Source organism: Streptacidiphilus sp. MAP12-20 (assembly GCF_041262525.1).
GTDB lineage: Bacteria > Actinomycetota > Actinomycetes > Streptomycetales > Streptomycetaceae > Streptacidiphilus.
Genome location: NZ_JBGCCK010000003.1, coordinates 353,985 through 372,597, shown reverse-complemented (window position 1 = coordinate 372,597; position 18,613 = coordinate 353,985). Strand labels below are relative to the sequence as shown.

The window sequence follows — 18,613 nt, the reverse complement described above, 5'->3', positions numbered from 1 at the left end:
TCGAGGACCTGGTGCAGCGCGGTGATGATGCCCTTGATCCGGGGGTGGTCGGGGGCGACGCCGTAGCGGATCAGGCCGAACGGGGCGGGCATCCGTTCGAAGATGTCGATGGACACGCCCGGGTCCTGTGCGGCGTCGGACTTGAGCAGCGCGTCGGCGGCGTAGATGCCGGCTGGGCCGGAACCGACGATGGCGACCCGGAGAGGGCGTGTCATGGCAGCGGGATCCTTCGATCGGGCGGACGAGCAGGCGGACGATCAAGCAGGCGCGGAGCGAGGGGCAGCGCAGGTAAGGCAAGCCTCACCCGCGCCCCGTCTGCCACAGTAGTGGCTCCGGCTTTATGACCCCATAAGGATCACTTATGGGTCGCGTCTCATCCGCGCTCGTCAGACCAGGCGCCGCGCCCCGGGCGCGGGCGTCGCCGTGAAGAAGCTCGGCGCATTCCAGCCCGACTGCGCAGCGTACGCCGCCTCGATCGCGGCGGTGATCGCGGGCACCCGGTCCGGGACCGTCAGCACGATCACGCAGCCGCCGAACCCGCCACCGGTCTGGCGCGCGCCCAGCGCGCCCTCGGCGAGGGCGGTGTCGACCGCCGTGTCGGACTGCGGGCAGGAGATGGTGAAGTCGTCCCGCTGCGAGGCGTGGCCGGCCGTCATGATCGGGCCGAGCGCGCGCACCTCGCCCGCGCCCAGCAACCGCGCCGCCTCCAGCACCCTCGCGTTCTCGGTGACCACATGCCGGGTGAGCCGCCGCAGCTCCTCCTCCGGCAGGCGGGCGAGGACCGCGTCCAGCTCGGCACCGCCCGTCGCCTCGACGTCACGCAGAGCCGGGACGCCGAGCAGCGCCGCAGAACGCTCGCAGCCCGCCCGGCGGTGCCGGTAGGCGCCGTCGGCGTGGCCGTGCTCGACGCGGGTGTCGACCACGAGCAGCACCAGACCGGCCGCTGCCAGGTCGAGCGGGACCTGACGCTGCGCCAGGTCCCGGGTGTCCAGAAAGAGCGCCGCGCCCTTCTCGCAGCAGAGTGAGGCGGTCTGGTCCATGACGCCGACCGGCGCGCCCACGTAGTCGTTCTCGGCACGCTGGGCGAGTTTGGCGAGCACGGGACGCGCGATGCCGAGGCCGAGCAGCTCGTCGCAGGCGAGCAGCACCGCGCACTGCAGCGCGGCGGAGGAGGAGAGCCCCGCGCCGAACGGCACGTCGCTGTCCAGGTGCAGATCGAACCCGGGGAGCGGGTGTCCCGCCTCGCGGAGTACCCAGAGCGCGCCGGCCGGATACGCGGCCCACCCCGGGACGGAGCCCGGTCGCAGCGAGTCGACTGTGAACTCGGTCACCCGGCCGTCGCCCTGTGAACTGTGCACCCGAACCAGACCGTCGTCCCGCCTGGCCACGGCGATCCGCGCGGCGTGCGGCAGGGCCACCGGCAACACGAATCCGTCGTTGTAGTCGGTGTGCTCGCCGATCAGGTTCACCCGCCCCGGCGCCTGCCACACGCCCTCTGGTTCACGTCCGAAGAGCGCGGTGAAGTCCTTGGCGACGGCGGCCGCGATCGGCTCCTGCGGCTCGAGCGGCTCGATCACTGCTGGTTCTCCTGCTTCTCCGCTGCGGCGGGGCCGGTCGGCGGCGGGTGGGTCGGCGACGAGTGGGTCGGCGACGTGGATGTAGTCGCCTGAGGCGGTCAGCCGGCAGCGGGGGCGCCGCCGGCGAGGGAGAGTGCGAACTGCCAGGCGTCGGCCACGATCCCGTCGAGGTCGGCGCGACTGGGGCTCCAGCCGAGGAGCTCACGGGCGCGGTCCGCGGAGGCGACCAGCACGGCGGGGTCGCCCGCGCGACGCCCGGCCGTCACGGCCAGGATCTCACGACCCGTCACACGACGTACCGCGTCGATGACTTCGCGCACCGAGAAGCCGTTGCCGTTGCCCAGGTTGCAGACCAGGTGCTCGCCCGGGCGGGCGGCGCCGAGGGCGAGCAGGTGTGCCTCGGCCAGGTCGGCGACGTGGATGTAGTCGCGGATGCAGGTGCCGTCCGGCGTCGGGTAGTCGTCGCCGTAGACGGAGATGTGCGGCCGGACACCCAGCGCGGCCTGGATCACCAGCGGGATCAGGTGCGACTCGGGGTCGTGCCGCTCGCCCTGCCGTCCGTACGCCCCGGCCACGTTGAAGTAGCGCAGCGACACGGCGGCCAGGCCGTGCGCCGCTGCCTCGCTCGTGATCATGTGGTCGACCGCGAGCTTCGTGGCGCCGTAGGGGTTGGTCGGCCGGGTCGGCGCGGTCTCCATGATCGGCGTCGACTCGGGCTCGCCGTACACAGCGGCGGTGGAGGAGAAGACCAGGCGGCGCACGCCCGCCTTCCGCATCGCGGTCAGCAGCTCGAGCGAGCCGGAGACGTTGTTGCGCCAGTACTTCTCCGGGTCCACGACCGACTCGCCGACCTGTGAACTCGCCGCGAAGTGCAGCACGCCGTCGAAGGAGCCGTCCAGCACCTCACCCGCGTCCTGGATCCGCCCGCGTACGAACCGCGCCCCCTCAGGCACGGACTCGCGGAAACCGGTCGACAGATCGTCGAGCACGACCACCTCGTGACCTGCCTCCAGCAGATGGGCCGCGACGACCCCGCCGACGTAACCGGCGCCACCGGTGACCAGGTACTGACTCATGGCATGACCTCCCGCAGGCGTCGCGCGGCATCCTCGGGCGCGACGTCGTTGATGAACACGTCCATGCCGGACTCGGAGCCGGCCAGGAACTTGAGCTTCCCTACCGTACGACGGATGGTGAAGAGCTCCATATGAAGGGCCAGCTCACTGCCGTTGCCCGGGGTGTGCCGGACGGGGGCCTGGTGCCAGGCGGCGATGTACGGCGTGCGGTTGACGGTCCGGTCCGACGGCTCCGGCAGCTCCCCTTCCGGCGCGAAGAGCAGGTCGAAGCGGCGCAGCAGATCGAGGTAGAGGTGTGTGAACTCGGCACGCTCGGCATCGTTGAGCGCACGCAGGTCACCGACCCGCCGGTGCGGATACAGATGCACCTCGTAGGGCCAGTGCGCGGCGAACGGCACGAACGCGGTCCAGTGCTCGCCCTCCACGACCACGCGCTCACCCGAGCGGCGCTCGGCGTCGAGCTGCTCCTCGAAGAGGTTGCGCCCGGTGCGGCGGTGGAAGGCGGCCGCGGCGTCGATCATTCGCTCGGTGCGCGGCGTGACGAAGGGGTAGGCGTAGATCTGCCCGTGCGGGTGGCCGAGCGTGACGCCGATCTCCGCGCCGCGGTTCTCGAAACAGAAGACCTGCTCGACGCCCGGCAGGGTGGAGAGCTCTGCGGTGCGGTCGGTCCACGCCTCGAGCACGGTGCCGACCTGCGCTGGGGTGAGATCGGCGAAGGAGGCGTCGTGGTCGGAGGTGAAGCAGACCACCTCGCAGCGTCCGGCTCCCGGACGGATCACCTGCGGCGGCGTCGCCTGCACCTGCTCGGGGTGCGGGTGGGGCGCGAGGGAAGGGAAGCGGTTCTCGAAGACGACGACCTCGTAGTCCGACTCCGGGATCTCGCTCAGCCGCCCGTCGCGGGACGGGCAGAGCGGGCACTCGTCCGCAGGCGGGTGGTAGGTCCTGCCCTGGCGGTGGGCCGCGACGACGACCCACTCGTCGAGCACCTGGTCGTAGCGCAGCTCCGAGAGCGTCTCGCTCTGCGGCAGCGGCCGTTGGTCCTGGGCGCTGCGGACGGCGTCGTCACGGGAGTCGTAGTAGATCAACTCACGGCCGTCGGCCAGTCGCGTGCTGGTCTTCTTCACTACGGGGATCTCCAAGGTCGGCCTCGCTGACGTTCTCGCTGCTCGCTCGCTTCAACATATTCGAACACAATTAAGCAGTAGTCAACAGCCCAGGGCAACGCGAGACCACCCTGTGAGCAGCAGACACCGTCCGGGCAAGGATCGCTCGGGAAGGTTGTTCGGAAGTGTTGGGTTCCAGTTCAGTGGGGCGCGCGGCCGACGCGTTCCAGCAGGCCGGTCCTGGCTGCCACCGCGGCGGCCTCGAGCCGTGTCCGCGCACCCAGCTTCACCAGCACGCGCTGCACGTGGGTGCGCGCGGTGCTCGGCGCGATGTGCATCCCCTCGGCGATCTCCTGAGTGTCCTGGCCCTCGGCGATCCGGGCCAGCACCTCCGCCTCCCGGCGGGTGAGCAGGCGCAGCAGGCGTTGCGCCTCGTCGTCGGATTCCACCGCCGGGCGCAGGAGTTGGTCGAACGCGGCGCGCAGCAGATCCGGCGAGACCGCCGCCTCCCCCGCGCGCACGCGACTCAGCGCGCGCTCGACGACCTCGATCCGCTCGTCCTGCCGCACGTAACCGGCAGCGCCGGCGGCGAAAGCCGCCGCGACGGCGGACAGATGGTCGACGTTGCCCATCACCACGACGGCGACCTCCGGCCGCTCCCGGCGGATCCGGCGCACGACGTCGAACGCGGTGGCATCCTCCGGCCGGGACACCCCGAGCAGACAGGCCTCCGGCCTGCGGTTCACCACCAGATCGGCGGCGACCCCCGTGGGCGTGCCAACGGCGAGCACCCGGTGCCCGCGCAACTGCAGGGCAGCCGCCAGCGCCTCGGCAAGCAACCGGTGGTCGTCGACGACCACGAGCCGAACCCCCACCGCGTCCTCCGCCCTCCCCTGGCACGACGTGTGACGCACCATCACAACGCATTCCGCCTACGGAGCGCCATACGGCGGCGCTCGTTCGAGGGAACGATGGGCCATTCTCCGGATCTAACGCAGAAGGCCCGCATCCGTGCGAACGGATACGGGCCTTCATGGCGGAGCCCCCATGCGGAATCGAACCGCAGACCTTCTCCTTACCATGGAGACGCTCTACCGACTGAGCTATAGGGGCGAACGAGGAAGACCATACCTGGTCAGCGCCCCGGATGGGAAATCCGGCCCAGGGCTCACGGCTGCGACCGTCGGTAGGGTTCGGCCGATCCTGGTAGTACCCACCGGGCAGCCCCACCCCCCGGCGGAGGCGGCGGCCCACCCCGCCCGCCCTTCCCCCGCCGGACGACGAGAACGGTGGCCGCCTTCGTGCTGGGTGGGGCGGTGGTCGCCGTCGCACTTGGCGCGGCGGAGGGCGCAGAAACCGGAATCAGCGGATTCACGTCGGCGGGCCCCGGATCCCCCGGATCACTCAGCGCGACGCGCGGCCGGACCACGCCCCAACCGAAGTGCGGAGCCCACTTCGGGGAACCGTCAGCGGTGTGGAGGAGAACAGCCGACGCTCACACGTCCTCGGCGAGCTCCAGCCACTGCATCTCCAGGTCCTCGCGCTCGTCCTTGAGCGCGCGCAGCTTCGCGTCGAGCTCGGCGACCTTGCCGAAGTCGGCGGCGTTGTCCGCGAGTTGGGCGTGGAGCTTGGTCTCCTGCTGCTCCAGCTTGCTCAGCTGGCGCTCGATGCGCTGGAGTTCCTTCTTCGCCGCGCGGGTGTCGCCGCCGGACTTCTTCGTGACCGGGGCCGGCGTCGCAGCCTCGATCGCGGCCTCGCGGCGCTCCAGGTATTCGTCGATGCCGCGCGGCAGCATGCGCAGTCGGCGGTCACCGAGCAGCGCCCAGACGTTGTCCGTCGTGCGCTCGACGAAATAGCGGTCGTGGCTGATCACCACGAGCGAGCCGGGCCAACCGTCGAGCAGGTCCTCCAGCTGGTTCAGGGTCTCAATGTCGAGGTCGTTGGTCGGCTCGTCGAGGAAGAGGACGTTGGGCTCGTCCATCAGCAGGCGCAGCAGCTGCAGTCGGCGGCGTTCACCACCCGACAGGTCGGAAACCGGGGTCCACTGCTTCTCCTTCGTGAACCCGAACGTCTCGCAGAGCTGGCCGGCGGACAGTTCACGGCCGTTGCCCAGGTCGACCCGGCCGCGGATCTCCTCCACCGCCTCCAGCACGCGCAGCGTGCCAGGCAGCTCGGAGACCTCCTGCGAGAGGTACGCGAGCTTCACCGTGCGGCCGACCACGACCTTGCCGCCGGACGGCTGCTGCTCGCCCCCGCTGGCCCACGCGGCCTGCATCGCGCGCATCAGCGAGGTCTTGCCCGCGCCGTTCACACCCACCAGGCCGATCCGGTCGCCAGGGCCGAGGTGCCAGGTCAGCCGCTCCAGCAGCAGCTTGTCGCCGGCCTTGACGGTCACGTCCTCCAGGTCGAAGACGGTCCGGCCGAGGCGCGAGTTGGCGAACTTCATCAGCTCGACCCGGTCACGCGGCGGCGGCACGTCCGCGATCAGCTCGTTGGCCGCCTCGACGCGGAAGCGCGGCTTGGACGTACGCGCGGGCGCGCCGCGGCGCAGCCAGGCCAGCTCCTTGCGGATCAGGTTCTGCCGCTTGACCTCTTCCGTCGCCGCGATCCGCGAACGCTCGGCGCGGGCGAAGACGTAGTCGGAGTAGCCGCCCTCGTACTCGTGCACGTCACCGGCCTGCACGTCCCACATCCGGGTGCAGACCTGGTCGAGGAACCACCGGTCGTGAGTGACCACGACCAGCGCGGAGCGCCGGGCCTGGAGGTGGCGGGCCAGCCAGGCGATGCCCTCCACGTCCAGGTGGTTGGTGGGCTCGTCGAGCACCAGCAGGTCGTGATCGGCGATCAGCAGCTTCGCGAGCGCGATCCGGCGGCGCTCGCCACCGGACAGCGGGCCGATGACGGTGTCCAGGCCCTGGGCGAAGCCCGGCAGGTCGAGCCCGCCGAAGAGGCCGATCAGCACGTCGCGGATCCTCGCGTTGCCGGCCCACTCGTGGTCGGCCTGGTCGCCGACGACCTCGTGGCGGACCGTCGCGTTCGGGTCGAGCGCGTCGCCCTGGGCCAGCACGCCGATCTCCAGACCGGTGACGTGGGTGACCCGGCCACTGTCCGGCTCCTCCTGCCTGGCCATGATCTGCGTCAGCGTGGTCTTGCCATCGCCGTTGCGCCCGACGACGCCGATCCGGTCTCCCTCGCTCACGCCGACGGATACGCCGTCGAGAACTGCACGGGTGCCGAAGATCTTGGTGACGCCTTCGACGGTGACGAGGTTGACTGCCACGGGTGCTGCGCTCCTGCGGGGGCTGGGGGAACTACCGACCTACCAGGGTAGTCGGCGCGGGCTTCACCCCGTCCCGCCGATCATGAGCCGGGATCGGTCGCGGCCCCGGCGCGCGCCCGCGGGACTCGGTGCCGTGGCTGCGCCCGAGCCCTGGGCAGGGCCGGACGCCGATGCCTCGTCGCCTTCGTACCTCTTCACGCGCCCCCGAGCAACGGCCCCACTTACCCCGGCGGGCCAACAGCTCAGAGCAGGGTCGCGCCCGGGACCGGGCCCTCGGCCTGGCGGACGTCGCGGCAGGTGCCGGAGAGGGCGAGGGCGGCGGCGACTGCGGAGGCCTCGGCCGCGTCCTTGGCCAGGAAGGCGCAGGTCGGGCCGGAGCCGGAGACCAGGGCGCCGATCGCGCCCGCCTCGGAGCCGGCGCGGAGTGTGTCGGTCAGGGCCGGGCGCAGTGAGAGCGCGGCGGCCTGCAGGTCGTTGCTGAGCGCCGCGCCGAGCGCGGCGGCGTCGCCGGTGGCGAGCGCCTCCAGCAGCGCGCGGTCGGCGGCGGGTGCGGGGATCCGCCCCTCGTCGGCGCTGCCGGGCCCGCCCGCGAGCTCGCGCAGGCGGTCGCACTCGCCGTAGACGGCGGGTGTCGACAGGCCGCCGTCGGCGACCGCGAAGACCCAGTGGAAGCTGCCGCTGGTCGGGATCGGAGTGAGCTGCTCGCCGCGCCCCTCGCCGAGGGCGACCCCACCGTGGAGCGAGAACGGCACATCGCTGCCGAGCTCGGCGGCGAGTGCGAAGAGCGTCTCGCGGGGCGTGCCCAGACCCCAGAGCGCGTCGCACGCGAGCAGCGCCGCCGCGCCGTCGGCACTACCGCCGGCCATGCCCCCGGCGACCGGGATGTCCTTGGCGATGTGGAGAGCCACCTTCGCGTCGATGCCGTGGTGCGCGGCGAGCGCACGCGCGGCGCGGGCGGCGAGGTTGCTGTCGTCGGTGGGGACGACAGCGGCGTCACGGCCCTCCACGGTGAGCGTCAGGGTGTCGGCAGGGCGCGCGGCGACGGTGTCGTAGAGACCGACCGCGAAGAAGACGGTCGCGAGCGCGTGATAGCCGTCCGCGCGGCGGCCGCCGACAGCGAGCTGCACGTTGACCTTGGCGGGGACGCGGACGGTGACGTCGGCGACGGACATCGGCGGGGTGCTCCTGGGGGCCTGTGGGCGACGGGCTGAGGTCGGGTCGAGGGCGGGGGGCGGGGGCGGGGGCCTCATTGTGGCAAAGCGGGTCGGCGCCCCCGGCGCAGTCAGTTCTCGGGCTTGTTCTCCGCGATCGCGATGAACTGCTCCACCGTCAGTGCCTCGCCGCGCAGGCGGTGGTCGATGCCCGCGGCGTGCAGAGCAGCCTCCGCGGCTGCCGGGCTGCCTGCCCAGCCCGCGAGGGCAGCGCGCAGGGTCTTCCGCCGCTGCGCGAACGCCGCGTCCACGACCGCGAAGACCTGCTGACGCGTCGCCGTCGTCTTGAGCGGCTCGTCCCGCCGCACGAGCGAGACCAACCCGGAGTCGACGTTCGGTGCGGGCCAGAAGACGTTTCGCCCGATCGACCCCGCGCGCTTGACCCGCGCGTACCACTGGGCCTTGACCGACGGCACGCCGTAGACCTTGTTACCGGGCTGCGCGGCGAGTCGGTCCGCGACCTCCGCCTGCACCATGACGAGCGTGCGCTCGATGCTGGGGAACTGCTCCAGCATGTGCAGCAGCACCGGGACGGCGACGTTGTAGGGGAGGTTCGCGACCAGCGCGGTCGGCGCGGGACCGGGCAATTCGGTGACGGTCATCGCGTCGGCGTGGACGAGCGAGAAGCGGTCGGCACGCCCGGGCATCCGGGCGGCGACGGTCGTCGGCAGGTGCTGGGCGAGCAGCGCGTCGATCTCGACGGCGACAACCCGGTCGGCCGCCTCCAGCAGCCCGAGCGTCAGCGAGCCCAGGCCGGGGCCGACCTCGACCACGACGTCGTCCGGCCGCACCTCCGCCGCGCGGACGATGCGGCGCACGGTGTTGGCGTCGATGACGAAGTTCTGCCCGCGTTGCTTGGTCGGGCGCACGCCCAACCGCCCGGCCAGTTCACGGATGTCGGCGGGGCCGAGCAGGGCGGCGTCGGAGGACTGTGCCTCGACGGGCTGGTCGGGATCGGTGGTGCTCACCCGGCAAGGATACGGGGCGGCACGTCCTTCATCCCTCGGCGCGGCGGCCGCAGGAGGGCCAGGGGGCCGTGCCGCGCTCGTGGAAGAGCGCGCGGGCGCGGGCCGTCTGCTCGGCGGCGGAGGCGTTCTGCGGGAGACCGTGGCCGCCGAGGCTGTGCCAGGTGTGGGCGTCGAACTGATACAGCCCGCCGTAGCGGCCCGAGGAGTCGGTGATGTGGGGATTGCCGCCGGACTCGCAGCGGGCGAGCGCGGACCAGTTGAGATCACCGGCGGCGTGAAGGATGCCCGGCAACTCGGGAACCGCCCCGGCGCGGTGGCGGCCGTGGCCGGCGGCGATGACCGTGTGATCGGCGAGGTGGGCCGGGTCCGCTGCGCGGTGGCTCGGTTTGGCGTGGCGCGCGCGGTGCGGGAGCTGGGGCGCGGGCGGCGCCGAGGGCATCTGCGGCAGGGCGAGGGAATCGACGGAGCGCGGGGCGGACCCGGTCGCCGTGTCCGCTGCCGTTGCTGGGTCACCTGTGCCGTCGGGAAGGACATCCGCCGCCTCGGTGACCGGGTCACCGCTGCGGGGCTCCTCGGCCAGGAACGCGCCGGTACCGCCGACCAGCAGAGCCAGGATCAGCGCCTGCGGCAACGTGCGTGGTGACGCGCCTGAAGAAACGTTCACTCGTGGCCTCCGCCCCGTCGTCGGTCGTCCGTCATCAGCAGCCTGCGGACTGACCAACGAAGACCCTGGGCCGGCGTAACGCCTCCGGAGGAGTGGTGACGAAGAGGCGCCTGCGGTGTCTGCAGCAGTGTCAGTAATCGAACGCGCGCGCGGTGTTGGCGGCGACCGCAGCCGCGAGCTCGTCCTCCTCGATGCCTCTGACCTCGGCCATCGCCCGCAGTGTGATCGGGATCAGGTAGGGCGCGTTCGGGCGGCCCCGGAACGGGGCGGGGGTGAGGAAGGGGGCGTCGGTCTCCACCAGGACCCGGTCCAGCGGGGTGACCGCGAGGGCCGCGCGCAGATGGTGGTTGGCGGGAAAGGTGACCGGTCCGGCGAAGGAGAGGTAGTAGCCCGCCTCGGCGCAGACCTTGGCCATCTCCTCGTCGCCGGAGTAGCAGTGGAAGACGGTGCGTTCCGGTGCGCCCTCCTCGGCGAGGATGCGCAGCACGTCCTCGTGCGCGTCCCGGTCGTGGATCACGAGCGCTTTGCCGTGCTTCTTCGCGAGCGCGATGTGCCGCCGGAAGGACTCCTGCTGCACCTCGACACCCTCGGGCCCAGTGCGGAAGTAGTCCAGACCGGTTTCGCCGACACCGCGTACCTGCGGCAGCGCGGCCAGCGCGTCGATCTCCGCGAGGGCCGCCTCGAGCGCGGCCATCCCGCCGGGAACCCGCTTCTGACCGCTCCAGCCGTCGGGGTCACCGAGGACGATGCGCGGCGCCTCGTTCGGGTGCAACGAGACGGTGGCGTGCACGTTCGCGTGAACCCCGGCGATCTCGGCCGCCCATCGTGAACCCGCGACGTCGCAGCCGACCTGGACAACAGTGTTCACACCGACGGAGGCCGCCTTGGCGAGGATCTCCTCGGGGGTGGCGTCCTGCATGTCCAGATGCGTGTGCGAGTCCGCGACGGCGACGCGGAGCGGCGCGGGGACGGGCGGCGCTGCGGGGTCACTCTTCGATCGGGCCACGGGGAGATCCTTTACTTCACACGGCTCAGTTGCAAACGCTCTGGGGCGCGGGGCTCTGCTTGATCAACTGCGTGCGCGACAAGCGACCGATGCGGTGTGTCCCCGAACGCGCAGGGCCATCCGCACGGGGGCACCTCCCGGCCGAAGGCTGGGGGAGGGTGGTTTCTCGCGCGCGCAGTTAATCAAGCAGAGCCCCGCGCCCCTTTGTTGCAACTGAGCCTCAGTCGTTCTTCTTCTCTTCGAGGCGGGGGAAGAGGATCTCGCCCTTGGTGACCGTCACGCCCGCAGGGAGCGTGCCCCACCGCGCGGCTTCGCCGACGCGCTGCTCGGCCAGCGCGCCCAGCGCCGGCTCCGCGCCGAGGGAATCCCACAGCAGGCCGGAGACGCGCGGCATGACCGGGTTCAGCAGCACTGCGATGCCGCGCAGCGACTCCGCCGCCGCGTAGAGGATCGTCGCCAGGCGGGCCTGGCCCTCGGGGGACTCGTCCTTGGCGACCTTCCACGGCTCCTGCTCCGTGAGGTAGCCGTTGACCTGCTTGACGAATTCGAAGATCGCGGCGATGCCGCCCGCGAAGTCCAGCTTCTCGCCGATCTTGTCGTCGGACTCCGCGACCGCCTTGGCCAGGCCCTCCGCCAGCGCGGTCTCCGCCGGACCGGAGGCCGTGGCCTCCGGCAGCACGCCGCCGAAGTACTTGCCGACCATCGCCGCGACGCGCGAGGCGAGGTTCCCGAAGTCGTTGGCGAGCTCGGAGGTGTAGCGAGCGGAGAAGTCCTCCCAGGAGAAGGACCCGTCCGTGCCGAAGGGGATCGCCCGCAGGAAGTAGTAGCGGTACGCGTCCACGCCGAAGTGCGAAGTCAGGTCCTGCGGCGCGATGCCGGTCAGGTTGGACTTGCTCATCTTCTCGCCGCCGACCATGAGCCAGCCGTTGGCGACCACGCGCTTGGGCAGCGGCAGGCCGTTGGCCATCAGCATCGCGGGCCAGATCACCGCGTGGAAACGGAGGATGTCCTTGCCCACGAGGTGGACGTCGGCCGGGAAGGTCGCCTCGAACTTGGCCTGGTCGGAGCCGTAGCCGACGGCCGTGGCGTAGTTCAGCAGCGCGTCGACCCAGACGTAGATGACGTGCTTCGGGTCCCAGGGGATCTGCACGCCCCAGTCGAAGGTGGAGCGGGAGATGGAGAGGTCCTGGAGACCCTGCTCGACGAAGCGGACGACCTCGTTGCGGGCCGACTCCGGCTGGATGAAGTCGGGGTTGGCGGCGTAGAGCTCCAGCAGCTTGGGGCCGTACTCGGAGAGCTTGAAGAAGTAGTTCTCCTCCTTCAGCATCTCCACGGGCTTCTTGTGGATCGCGCAGATCTTCTGGCCTGCGAACTCACCCTCGCCGTCCAGCAGTTCACCCGGGGCCTTGTACTCCTCGCAGCCCACGCAGTACGGGCCCTCGTAGCCGCCCTGGTAGATCTCGCCCTTGTCGTAGAGGTCCTGGACGAACTCCTGCACCCGGGCCGTGTGGCGGTCCTCCGTGGTGCGGATGAAGTCGTCGTTGGCGATCTCCAAGTGCTTCCAGAGGGGCTTCCATGCCTCCTCGACCAGCTTGTCGCACCACTCCTGCGGTGAGACGCCGTGGGCCTCGGCGGTGCGCATGATCTTCTGACCGTGCTCGTCCGTGCCGGTGAGGTACCACACCTGCTCGCCGCGCTGGCGGTGCCAGCGGGTCAGCACGTCGCCGGCGACGGTGGTGTAGGCGTGGCCCAGGTGGGGGCGGTCGTTGACGTAGTAGATCGGCGTCGAGACGTAGTAGCTCTTACCGGGGTTCTGGACGGCGGTCATGCCGCAATGGTATCGGCCGCGGGAGGTGCGTCCGCCCGAGTGATCAGAGCGTGAGGGGGAAGCCTTCTGTGGGGGCGAGGGGGTGGGCGGATGCAGGCGCTCGAGGACGGCGATCCTGAGCAACTCGGCGGGTACCGACTGCTCGCGCGGCTGGGCGCAGGCGGCATGGGCCGGGTCTATCTGGCCCGCTCACGCGGCGGGCGACGGGTCGCGCTCAAGGTGATCAGGCCGGAGCTGGCCGACGACGCGGATTTCCGCGCCCGGTTCGCCCGGGAGGTCGCGGCGGCACGGGCGGTCGGCGGGGCGTTCACAGTGGCGGTGCTGGACGCCGACACGGAGGCGGCGACTGCGTGGCTGGCCACGGAGTACGTGGCCGCGCCGACGCTCAGCGAGGCGGTCCGCGAGCGCGGACCGCTGCCGGTCGGGTCGGTGGTCGCGCTGGCGGCCGGGCTCGCGGAGGGGCTGGCCGCGATCCACGCTGCGGGCGTCGTGCACCGGGACCTCAAGCCGTCCAATGTGCTGCTGGCACTCGACGGGCCCCGAGTGATCGACTTCGGGATCTCGCGGGCGAGGGAGGCGACGGAGCTGACCCGGACCGGCATGGTCGTCGGCTCGCCGGGCTTCATGTCGCCGGAGCAGATCGAGGGACGGCCGGTCACGCCGGCGACCGATGTCTTTTCGCTCGGAGCGGTGCTCGCGTACGCGGCCACTGCTCTCGGGCCTTTCGGCGAGGGTGCGACGCCTGCTCTCCTCTACCGGGTCGTGCACGCGGAACCGCAGTTGGAGGAGGTTCCAGCCTCCGTTCGCGCGCTGATCGCCTCATGCCTGGACAAGGATCCGGCCGCTCGCCCCACCCCGGACGCCCTGCTGGACCTGCTGGAGGAGGCGGGCCAGGGCGCCGAGCCGACGCAGACCTGGCTACCGGTCGAACTGACCAGCATGATCGAGCGCGTCCAGGCCGAGCTGCCGAGTCGGATCGGCTCATTGGCCGGCTCGACGGAAGCAGCGACCCCTGCCCGGGCGACCCCCATGCCCGCGTCGACGCCCACGCCCACAGCGTCGGAGCGGCCGACCCCGCCGCCGCCCGGCTTCGGACCGGCACCTGCGGTGTTCGGCGCGGCGGCCGCGCCCGACGGCCCGGCGTCGACCAACCGCGTCACGAGGCGCGAGTCGCAGCGGTCCGGTGCCGGTCCCGGCCGGCGGGGACGTCGCGTGGCTCTGCTGATGACGACCGTGCTGCTGCTCGCTCTGCTCGCCACCGGCGTGTGGGCGCTGACCCGCCACTCCTCCGGCGGCAACAGCGCGACCGGTGGCACGACTCTCAGCCCCTCGGGGTCGGCACGCGGCTCTGCGTCGGCAACCACCTCGGCGTCGGCGTCGGGATCGGCGACTGTGAACGCCGCCGTCACGATCACAGTCCCGGGCGTGGTCGGCGAGACGGTGAGTCAGGCGCAGCAGGACCTGGTCGCCGCCGGGTTCGCCCGCGACACCGTCCGGACCACGCTGACCTGCGACGGCAACGCGCGCGGGGCAACCGGCGTGCTGAGCCAGAGTCCGGCCTCCGGCACGATGGTCGCCTCCACTCACACGGTCCGGCTGACAGCGGAAGCAGCCGACTGTAAGGCCTACCCCAGCGAGGTCGGTCGACCCGTGGCGACGGCGGTCACCGATCTCGGCAATCAGGGATTCACGAACGTGAGCAATCTGCCCGGAAACGTCTGCGGCCCGGCGACGGACCCCGTCGGCACCGTGGAGGCCCAGGACCCGCAACCCACCACGGAGGGCGCGCTGCGCGCCGGCACCGCGATCACTCTGTTCACACAGCCGCAGGACTGTGTATCGCCGTCTCCGACCACGCGCCCGGGCGCGTCGACACCGTCCCCCACAACGACCTGAGGCGGGCGCTCAGCGGATGCGGATATGGCGTCTCAGCTGCGACGATGCCAGTGGAACGGCAGGTGGAGCCGCCACCGCCCGGTCGGCTTGGATGCCTCCACGGCGGACGCCTCCGGCTCCGCTTCGGCTGCAGCCTCGGTCTCGGCGGCCGGCTTGTGCGGGTGCCAGCTCTCGGTCACCGTGGCGACCCGCCCGGCCGCCATGATCCGGACATGCTCGCCGCCGCAGCCCGGGCAACCGGGGTGCGTCAGGGGTGAGGCCACGGGCACGCCGTTGGCCCGGTAGCGATAGACCATCCGGCCGTTGTAGTCGACGCTGTGTTCGATCTCGTACGCCTGCTCCCAGACGAAGCCGCAGTTCAGGCAGGCGAAGGAGTACGCCTCGTGGGCCGTCTCCATGGGCTGTCGGCGGGTGGGCACGGAGGTTTCGCTCATGACGTTCTCCCAGAGCCCGGCGGGCGTCCGCCCGACGCGGGACTTTCTCGTCCTCATGTTTTCCCGGTGAATGCGGTAATGAGCCGTCGGCCGGGAATTCTTGGGGGAGAGTTGGTGCATTTTGACGCACTCGCGACCTACCGCGGCGGTTTCGAGGGCGCATCTTTGTCCGCTATTTGCCTATCCCGTCACCGTACGCCCGTTTGGCTCCGGAGGTAAGTCAGGGCAGGCCACCGCGTGCAGCAAGGCGTTACGGTGCGCTTTTCGCGGCCACCACCGCGTCGAAGACCTCGCGCTTCGGCAGGCCGGCCTCGGCGGCGACCGCAGCGATGGCCTCCTTGCGGTGCTCCCCCGCGTCCACCCGGAACGCGACCCGACGGGCCAGCTCCGCCGCGTCCACCTCGACCGGTCCGGTGGCCGGCGCTCCGGCGACCACGACGGTGATCTCGCCGCGCACGCCTGCCGCCGACCACTCGGCGAGCTCGCCGAGCGAGCCGCGCTTGACCTCCTCGTACGTCTTGGTCAGCTCACGGCAGACCGCCGCGTCCCGCCCGTCCCCGAATGCCTCGGCCATGGACTTCAACGAGTCCTCGATCCGGTGCGGCGACTCGAAGAAGACCATCGTCCGCGGCTCCGCGGCCAGCTCCCGCAGACGTGCGCCGCGCTCGCCGCCCTTGCGGGGCAGGAAGCCCTCGAAGCAGAAACGATCCACCGGCAGCCCTGAGAGCGCGAGCGCGGTCAGCACCGCGGACGGACCTGGGACGGCCGTGATCCGGATGCCCGCCTCGACGGCAGCCGCGACCAGCCGGTAACCGGGGTCGGAGACCGACGGCATGCCTGCGTCCGTCACCAGCAGTACCCGCGCGCCGCCGCGCAGCGCCTCGATCAGCTCGGGTGTGCGGCCGACCTCGTTGCCCTCGAAGTAGGAGACGACGCGCCCGGTCGGCGCGACGCCGAGCGCCTGCGCCAGCCTGCGCATCCGCCGCGTGTCCTCGGCGGCGACGACGTCCGCCTCCGCGAGCTCCTTCGCGAGCCGCGGCGGGGCGTCCTCGACGTCACCGATGGGGGTTCCAGCCAGCACGAGTAGACCTGTCACCCGCCCATCGTCCCATCCTGTCCGGCTCCGGCTTTGCCAAACCGGCGGCCTGGCGGCCCGGCCCGACCCCCGGACGACCGCGCCGGCAGGTCGACCTGGCGACGCCGCACCGGCACAGCTGCCGTACGCAGGTGCACTGATTCCAGCTCGGCGAGACTGTGTGGCGGCCAGATCCGACCGGCCGGCCGGCGCCGACGCTTTGTGACGCCCGACCCTGCGGACACCGGGACGACCGCGCCAGCAGGTCCACCAGGCGAGGCCGCACCCTGGCCGCAGAACGTAGGTCGGCGGATTCGAGCTCCAACTCGGCCGGGCCGGCGGCGACGGCCAGGTCCGACCGGCTGGCCAGCACCGGCGCCGACGCCTTGTTACGCCGGTCGGTGCCCGGTCCTGCCGATCACGCGAGACCGCGCGCCGCACCGCCAGGCCGGGAGCAGTCGGTCTCCCCCTCGGCGGCTGCACCGCAGTCCCCCGCGGCCGAACTTGTCGCGAAAATCGCGACAAGTTCGGCTTTCGCCGACCCACCCGCCCCAGCGGGATCACGCGCCACCGCTGGCGCAGACAGGATCCGCCCCTACGATGCTCGCGTGGATGAAGACAGGACGGACACGCTGACCGCTGCCACCCCCGCATCCGGCGAGGGTGACGGCACCACCGGCGCGAGCCCCAGGCGCCACGTGCCGCTGACGGCGTGGCAGCGGCGGCTCGGCCGGTACGGCTACCGCGCCCCCGAGCGGACGTCGCTGCGCGACCGTCTGGTGCCGCCGATGCCGGACGGTCCCGGCGTGGCGACCGGCGCTCCCTCGCCGATGCTGGCGCGGCTGGGACTCCGGATGCCGCCCGGTCTCTGGCTCTTCCTCTGCCGCTGGGCCAGCTGGATCGGTCCGCTCGTGATCACCGGCTTCGCGGGTCTGCTGACCTTCTGGAAGCTGGGCACGCCGAACGCGATCATCTTCGACGAGACGTACTACGCCAAGGACTCCTGGTCCATGTGGCACTACGGCTACGAGCGGAACTGGGCGGACAACGCCAACTCGCTCATCTTGCAGAACCCCCAGCACATCCCCACTCCCACGGGTGCCGAGTTCATCGCACATCCCCCGGCCGGCAAGTGGGTGATCGGCCTGGGCGAGCAGCTCTTCGGCCTGAACCCCTTCGGCTGGCGGTTCATGGTCGCCGTGCTCGGCACGGTCGCCGTGCTGCTGGTCTGTCGTATCGGCCGCCGCCTCTTCCGCTCGACGCTGCTCGGCTGCCTCGCCGGGCTGATGCTGACCGTCGACGGCCTCCACTTCGTGATGAGCCGCACCGGACTGCTCGACCAGATGGTCATGTTCTGGGCGCTGTGTGCCTTCGGCCTGCTGCTCCTCGACCGCGACCGGAGCCGGGCCCGCCTCGCCGACCTCGTCGGTGCGACCGCCGACCAGCCCGGCTCCCCGCCGAACGACGCCGCCGCCTCCGCCGCACGCCTGGGCTGGCGGCCGTACCGGCTGCTGGCCGGTGTCTGCCTGGGCCTGGACTGCGCGACCAAATGGAACGGGCTCTGGTTCGTCGCCTTCTTCGGTGTGATGACCGTGCTCTGGGACGCTGCCGCGCGCAAGACCGCGGGAGCCCGGCGGCCCTACCTGACCGCGGCACTGCACGACGCGCCGTGGGCCTTCGTATCGACGGTCGTGGTCGCGCTGCTCACCTACATCGCGTCCTGGTCCGGCTGGCTGCTGACCAAGGGCGGATACGACCGCACCTGGGCCGACGGCCGCAAGGGGCTCTCCCCCGACGCGTGGGGTCCGCTGCACCACCTGCCGCAGATCGACATGACCTGGGTGCCCGCGCCGCTGCGCAGCCTGTGGCACTACCACTCGGAGATCTGGAACTTCAACACCACCCTGCACACCCCGCACACCTACATGTCCAACCCCTGGAGCTGGCTGGTCAACGCGCGGCCGGTCTCCTTCTACTACGAGTCGCCGACGGCGGGGAAGAGCGGCTGCACGGTCGCTCAGTGCGCGAGCGAGGTGCTCGGCATCGGAACTCCGCTGCTGTGGTGGACTGCGACGTTCGCGCTGGTCTACGCGCTGTACCGGTGGATCTTCCGGCGGGACTGGCGGGCCGGGGCGATTGCCTGCGGAGTCGCGGCCGGATATCTCCCGTGGTTCCAGTGGCAGCAGCGGACGATCTTTCTCTTCTACACGATCGATTTCGAGCCCTATCTGGCACTGGCCGTGGCTTTCATGATCGGCGCGATTCTCGGCTCCGCCCGGGCCCGTGGCGACCGTCGCCTGCTGGGGGGCATCGGGGCCGGGGTGCTGGTATTGGCGATTATGGCCAACTTCCTCTATTTCCTTCCGCTCTACAACGCCGAGGTGATTCCCATCGACGACTGGCGGGCGCGCATGTGGTGGCCGACCTGGATCTGATATCCCGTCCGATCTCGTGCGGGGCGCAAGCGGATAACGGTTTCCCGGTTCACCTTCCTC

Annotated in this window: 15 protein-coding genes and 1 tRNA gene; 2 read left to right on the top strand and 14 right to left on the bottom strand. The window is 71.4% G+C overall.

Annotated elements, in window-relative coordinates; genetic code table 11:
* From ABIA32_RS06140 to metG, 12 genes are all read right to left on the bottom strand, one after another.
* Window positions 1-215: FAD/NAD(P)-binding protein (locus tag ABIA32_RS06140; protein WP_370092808.1), on the bottom strand; the 215-nt coding region annotated here is incomplete at its 3' end.
* Window positions 216-386: 171 nt separating this feature from the next.
* Window positions 387-1,577 carry a galactokinase gene (galK, locus tag ABIA32_RS06135; RefSeq protein WP_370092807.1) on the bottom strand — a complete coding sequence of 397 codons (1,191 nt, stop codon included), beginning with the start codon at window positions 1,575-1,577 and terminating at the stop codon, window positions 387-389.
* 98 nt (window positions 1,578-1,675) lie between these two features.
* On the bottom strand, window positions 1,676-2,653 hold the full coding sequence (gene galE, locus ABIA32_RS06130; RefSeq protein WP_370092806.1) for a UDP-glucose 4-epimerase GalE: 978 nt from the start codon (window positions 2,651-2,653) through the stop codon (window positions 1,676-1,678).
* Window positions 2,650-3,777 (bottom strand): galactose-1-phosphate uridylyltransferase, encoded by a 1,128-nt coding sequence (gene galT / locus ABIA32_RS06125; RefSeq protein ID WP_370092805.1) that lies wholly within the window; start codon window positions 3,775-3,777, stop codon window positions 2,650-2,652. Before galT ends, galE begins: the two co-directional genes overlap by 4 nt.
* Before the next feature lie 179 nt (window positions 3,778-3,956).
* Complete coding sequence (locus tag ABIA32_RS06120; RefSeq protein ID WP_370092804.1) at window positions 3,957-4,631, bottom strand: LuxR C-terminal-related transcriptional regulator; 675 nt, start codon at window positions 4,629-4,631, stop codon at window positions 3,957-3,959.
* 165 nt (window positions 4,632-4,796) lie between these two features.
* A tRNA-Thr gene (locus ABIA32_RS06115) sits at window positions 4,797-4,869 on the bottom strand.
* A gap of 382 nt (window positions 4,870-5,251) precedes the next feature.
* Window positions 5,252-7,036 carry an ABC-F family ATP-binding cassette domain-containing protein gene (locus tag ABIA32_RS06110; RefSeq protein ID WP_370092803.1) on the bottom strand — a complete coding sequence of 595 codons (1,785 nt, stop codon included), beginning with the start codon at window positions 7,034-7,036 and terminating at the stop codon, window positions 5,252-5,254.
* A gap of 242 nt (window positions 7,037-7,278) precedes the next feature.
* Window positions 7,279-8,208, bottom strand: coding sequence for a 4-(cytidine 5'-diphospho)-2-C-methyl-D-erythritol kinase (locus ABIA32_RS06105; protein WP_370092802.1), 930 nt, complete (start codon window positions 8,206-8,208; stop codon window positions 7,279-7,281).
* Between the two features lie 110 nt (window positions 8,209-8,318).
* Window positions 8,319-9,215 (bottom strand): 16S rRNA (adenine(1518)-N(6)/adenine(1519)-N(6))-dimethyltransferase RsmA, encoded by an 897-nt coding sequence (gene rsmA / locus ABIA32_RS06100; RefSeq protein WP_370092801.1) that lies wholly within the window; start codon window positions 9,213-9,215, stop codon window positions 8,319-8,321.
* A 28-nt stretch (window positions 9,216-9,243) separates the two neighbouring features.
* Window positions 9,244-9,879 carry a transglycosylase family protein gene (locus ABIA32_RS06095; protein ID WP_370092800.1) on the bottom strand — a complete coding sequence of 212 codons (636 nt, stop codon included), beginning with the start codon at window positions 9,877-9,879 and terminating at the stop codon, window positions 9,244-9,246.
* Between the two features lie 130 nt (window positions 9,880-10,009).
* Window positions 10,010-10,885 carry a TatD family hydrolase gene (locus ABIA32_RS06090; protein ID WP_370092798.1) on the bottom strand — a complete coding sequence of 292 codons (876 nt, stop codon included), beginning with the start codon at window positions 10,883-10,885 and terminating at the stop codon, window positions 10,010-10,012.
* A 220-nt stretch (window positions 10,886-11,105) separates the two neighbouring features.
* Window positions 11,106-12,713 carry a methionine--tRNA ligase gene (metG, locus tag ABIA32_RS06085; protein ID WP_370092797.1) on the bottom strand — a complete coding sequence of 536 codons (1,608 nt, stop codon included), beginning with the start codon at window positions 12,711-12,713 and terminating at the stop codon, window positions 11,106-11,108.
* Window positions 12,714-12,803: 90 nt separating this feature from the next.
* Between metG and ABIA32_RS06080 the strand changes: the two genes are divergently transcribed.
* Entirely contained in the window at window positions 12,804-14,609 is a 1,806-nt protein-coding gene (locus ABIA32_RS06080) for a protein kinase (RefSeq protein WP_370092796.1), read from the top strand.
* A 32-nt stretch (window positions 14,610-14,641) separates the two neighbouring features.
* Here the strand turns inward: ABIA32_RS06080 and ABIA32_RS06075 are convergent, their stop codons facing one another.
* On the bottom strand, window positions 14,642-15,043 hold the full coding sequence (locus tag ABIA32_RS06075) for a hypothetical protein (RefSeq protein WP_370092795.1): 402 nt from the start codon (window positions 15,041-15,043) through the stop codon (window positions 14,642-14,644).
* Window positions 15,044-15,293: 250 nt separating this feature from the next.
* Entirely contained in the window at window positions 15,294-16,139 is an 846-nt protein-coding gene (gene rsmI / locus ABIA32_RS06070) for a 16S rRNA (cytidine(1402)-2'-O)-methyltransferase (protein ID WP_370092794.1), read from the bottom strand.
* Between the two features lie 587 nt (window positions 16,140-16,726).
* Here rsmI and ABIA32_RS06065 point away from each other — a divergent pair.
* Window positions 16,727-18,553: a dolichyl-phosphate-mannose--protein mannosyltransferase gene (locus ABIA32_RS06065; protein ID WP_370092793.1), complete on the top strand. Its 1,827-nt coding sequence runs from the start codon at window positions 16,727-16,729 to the stop codon at window positions 18,551-18,553.
* The last annotated feature ends 60 nt before the right edge of the window (window positions 18,554-18,613 follow it).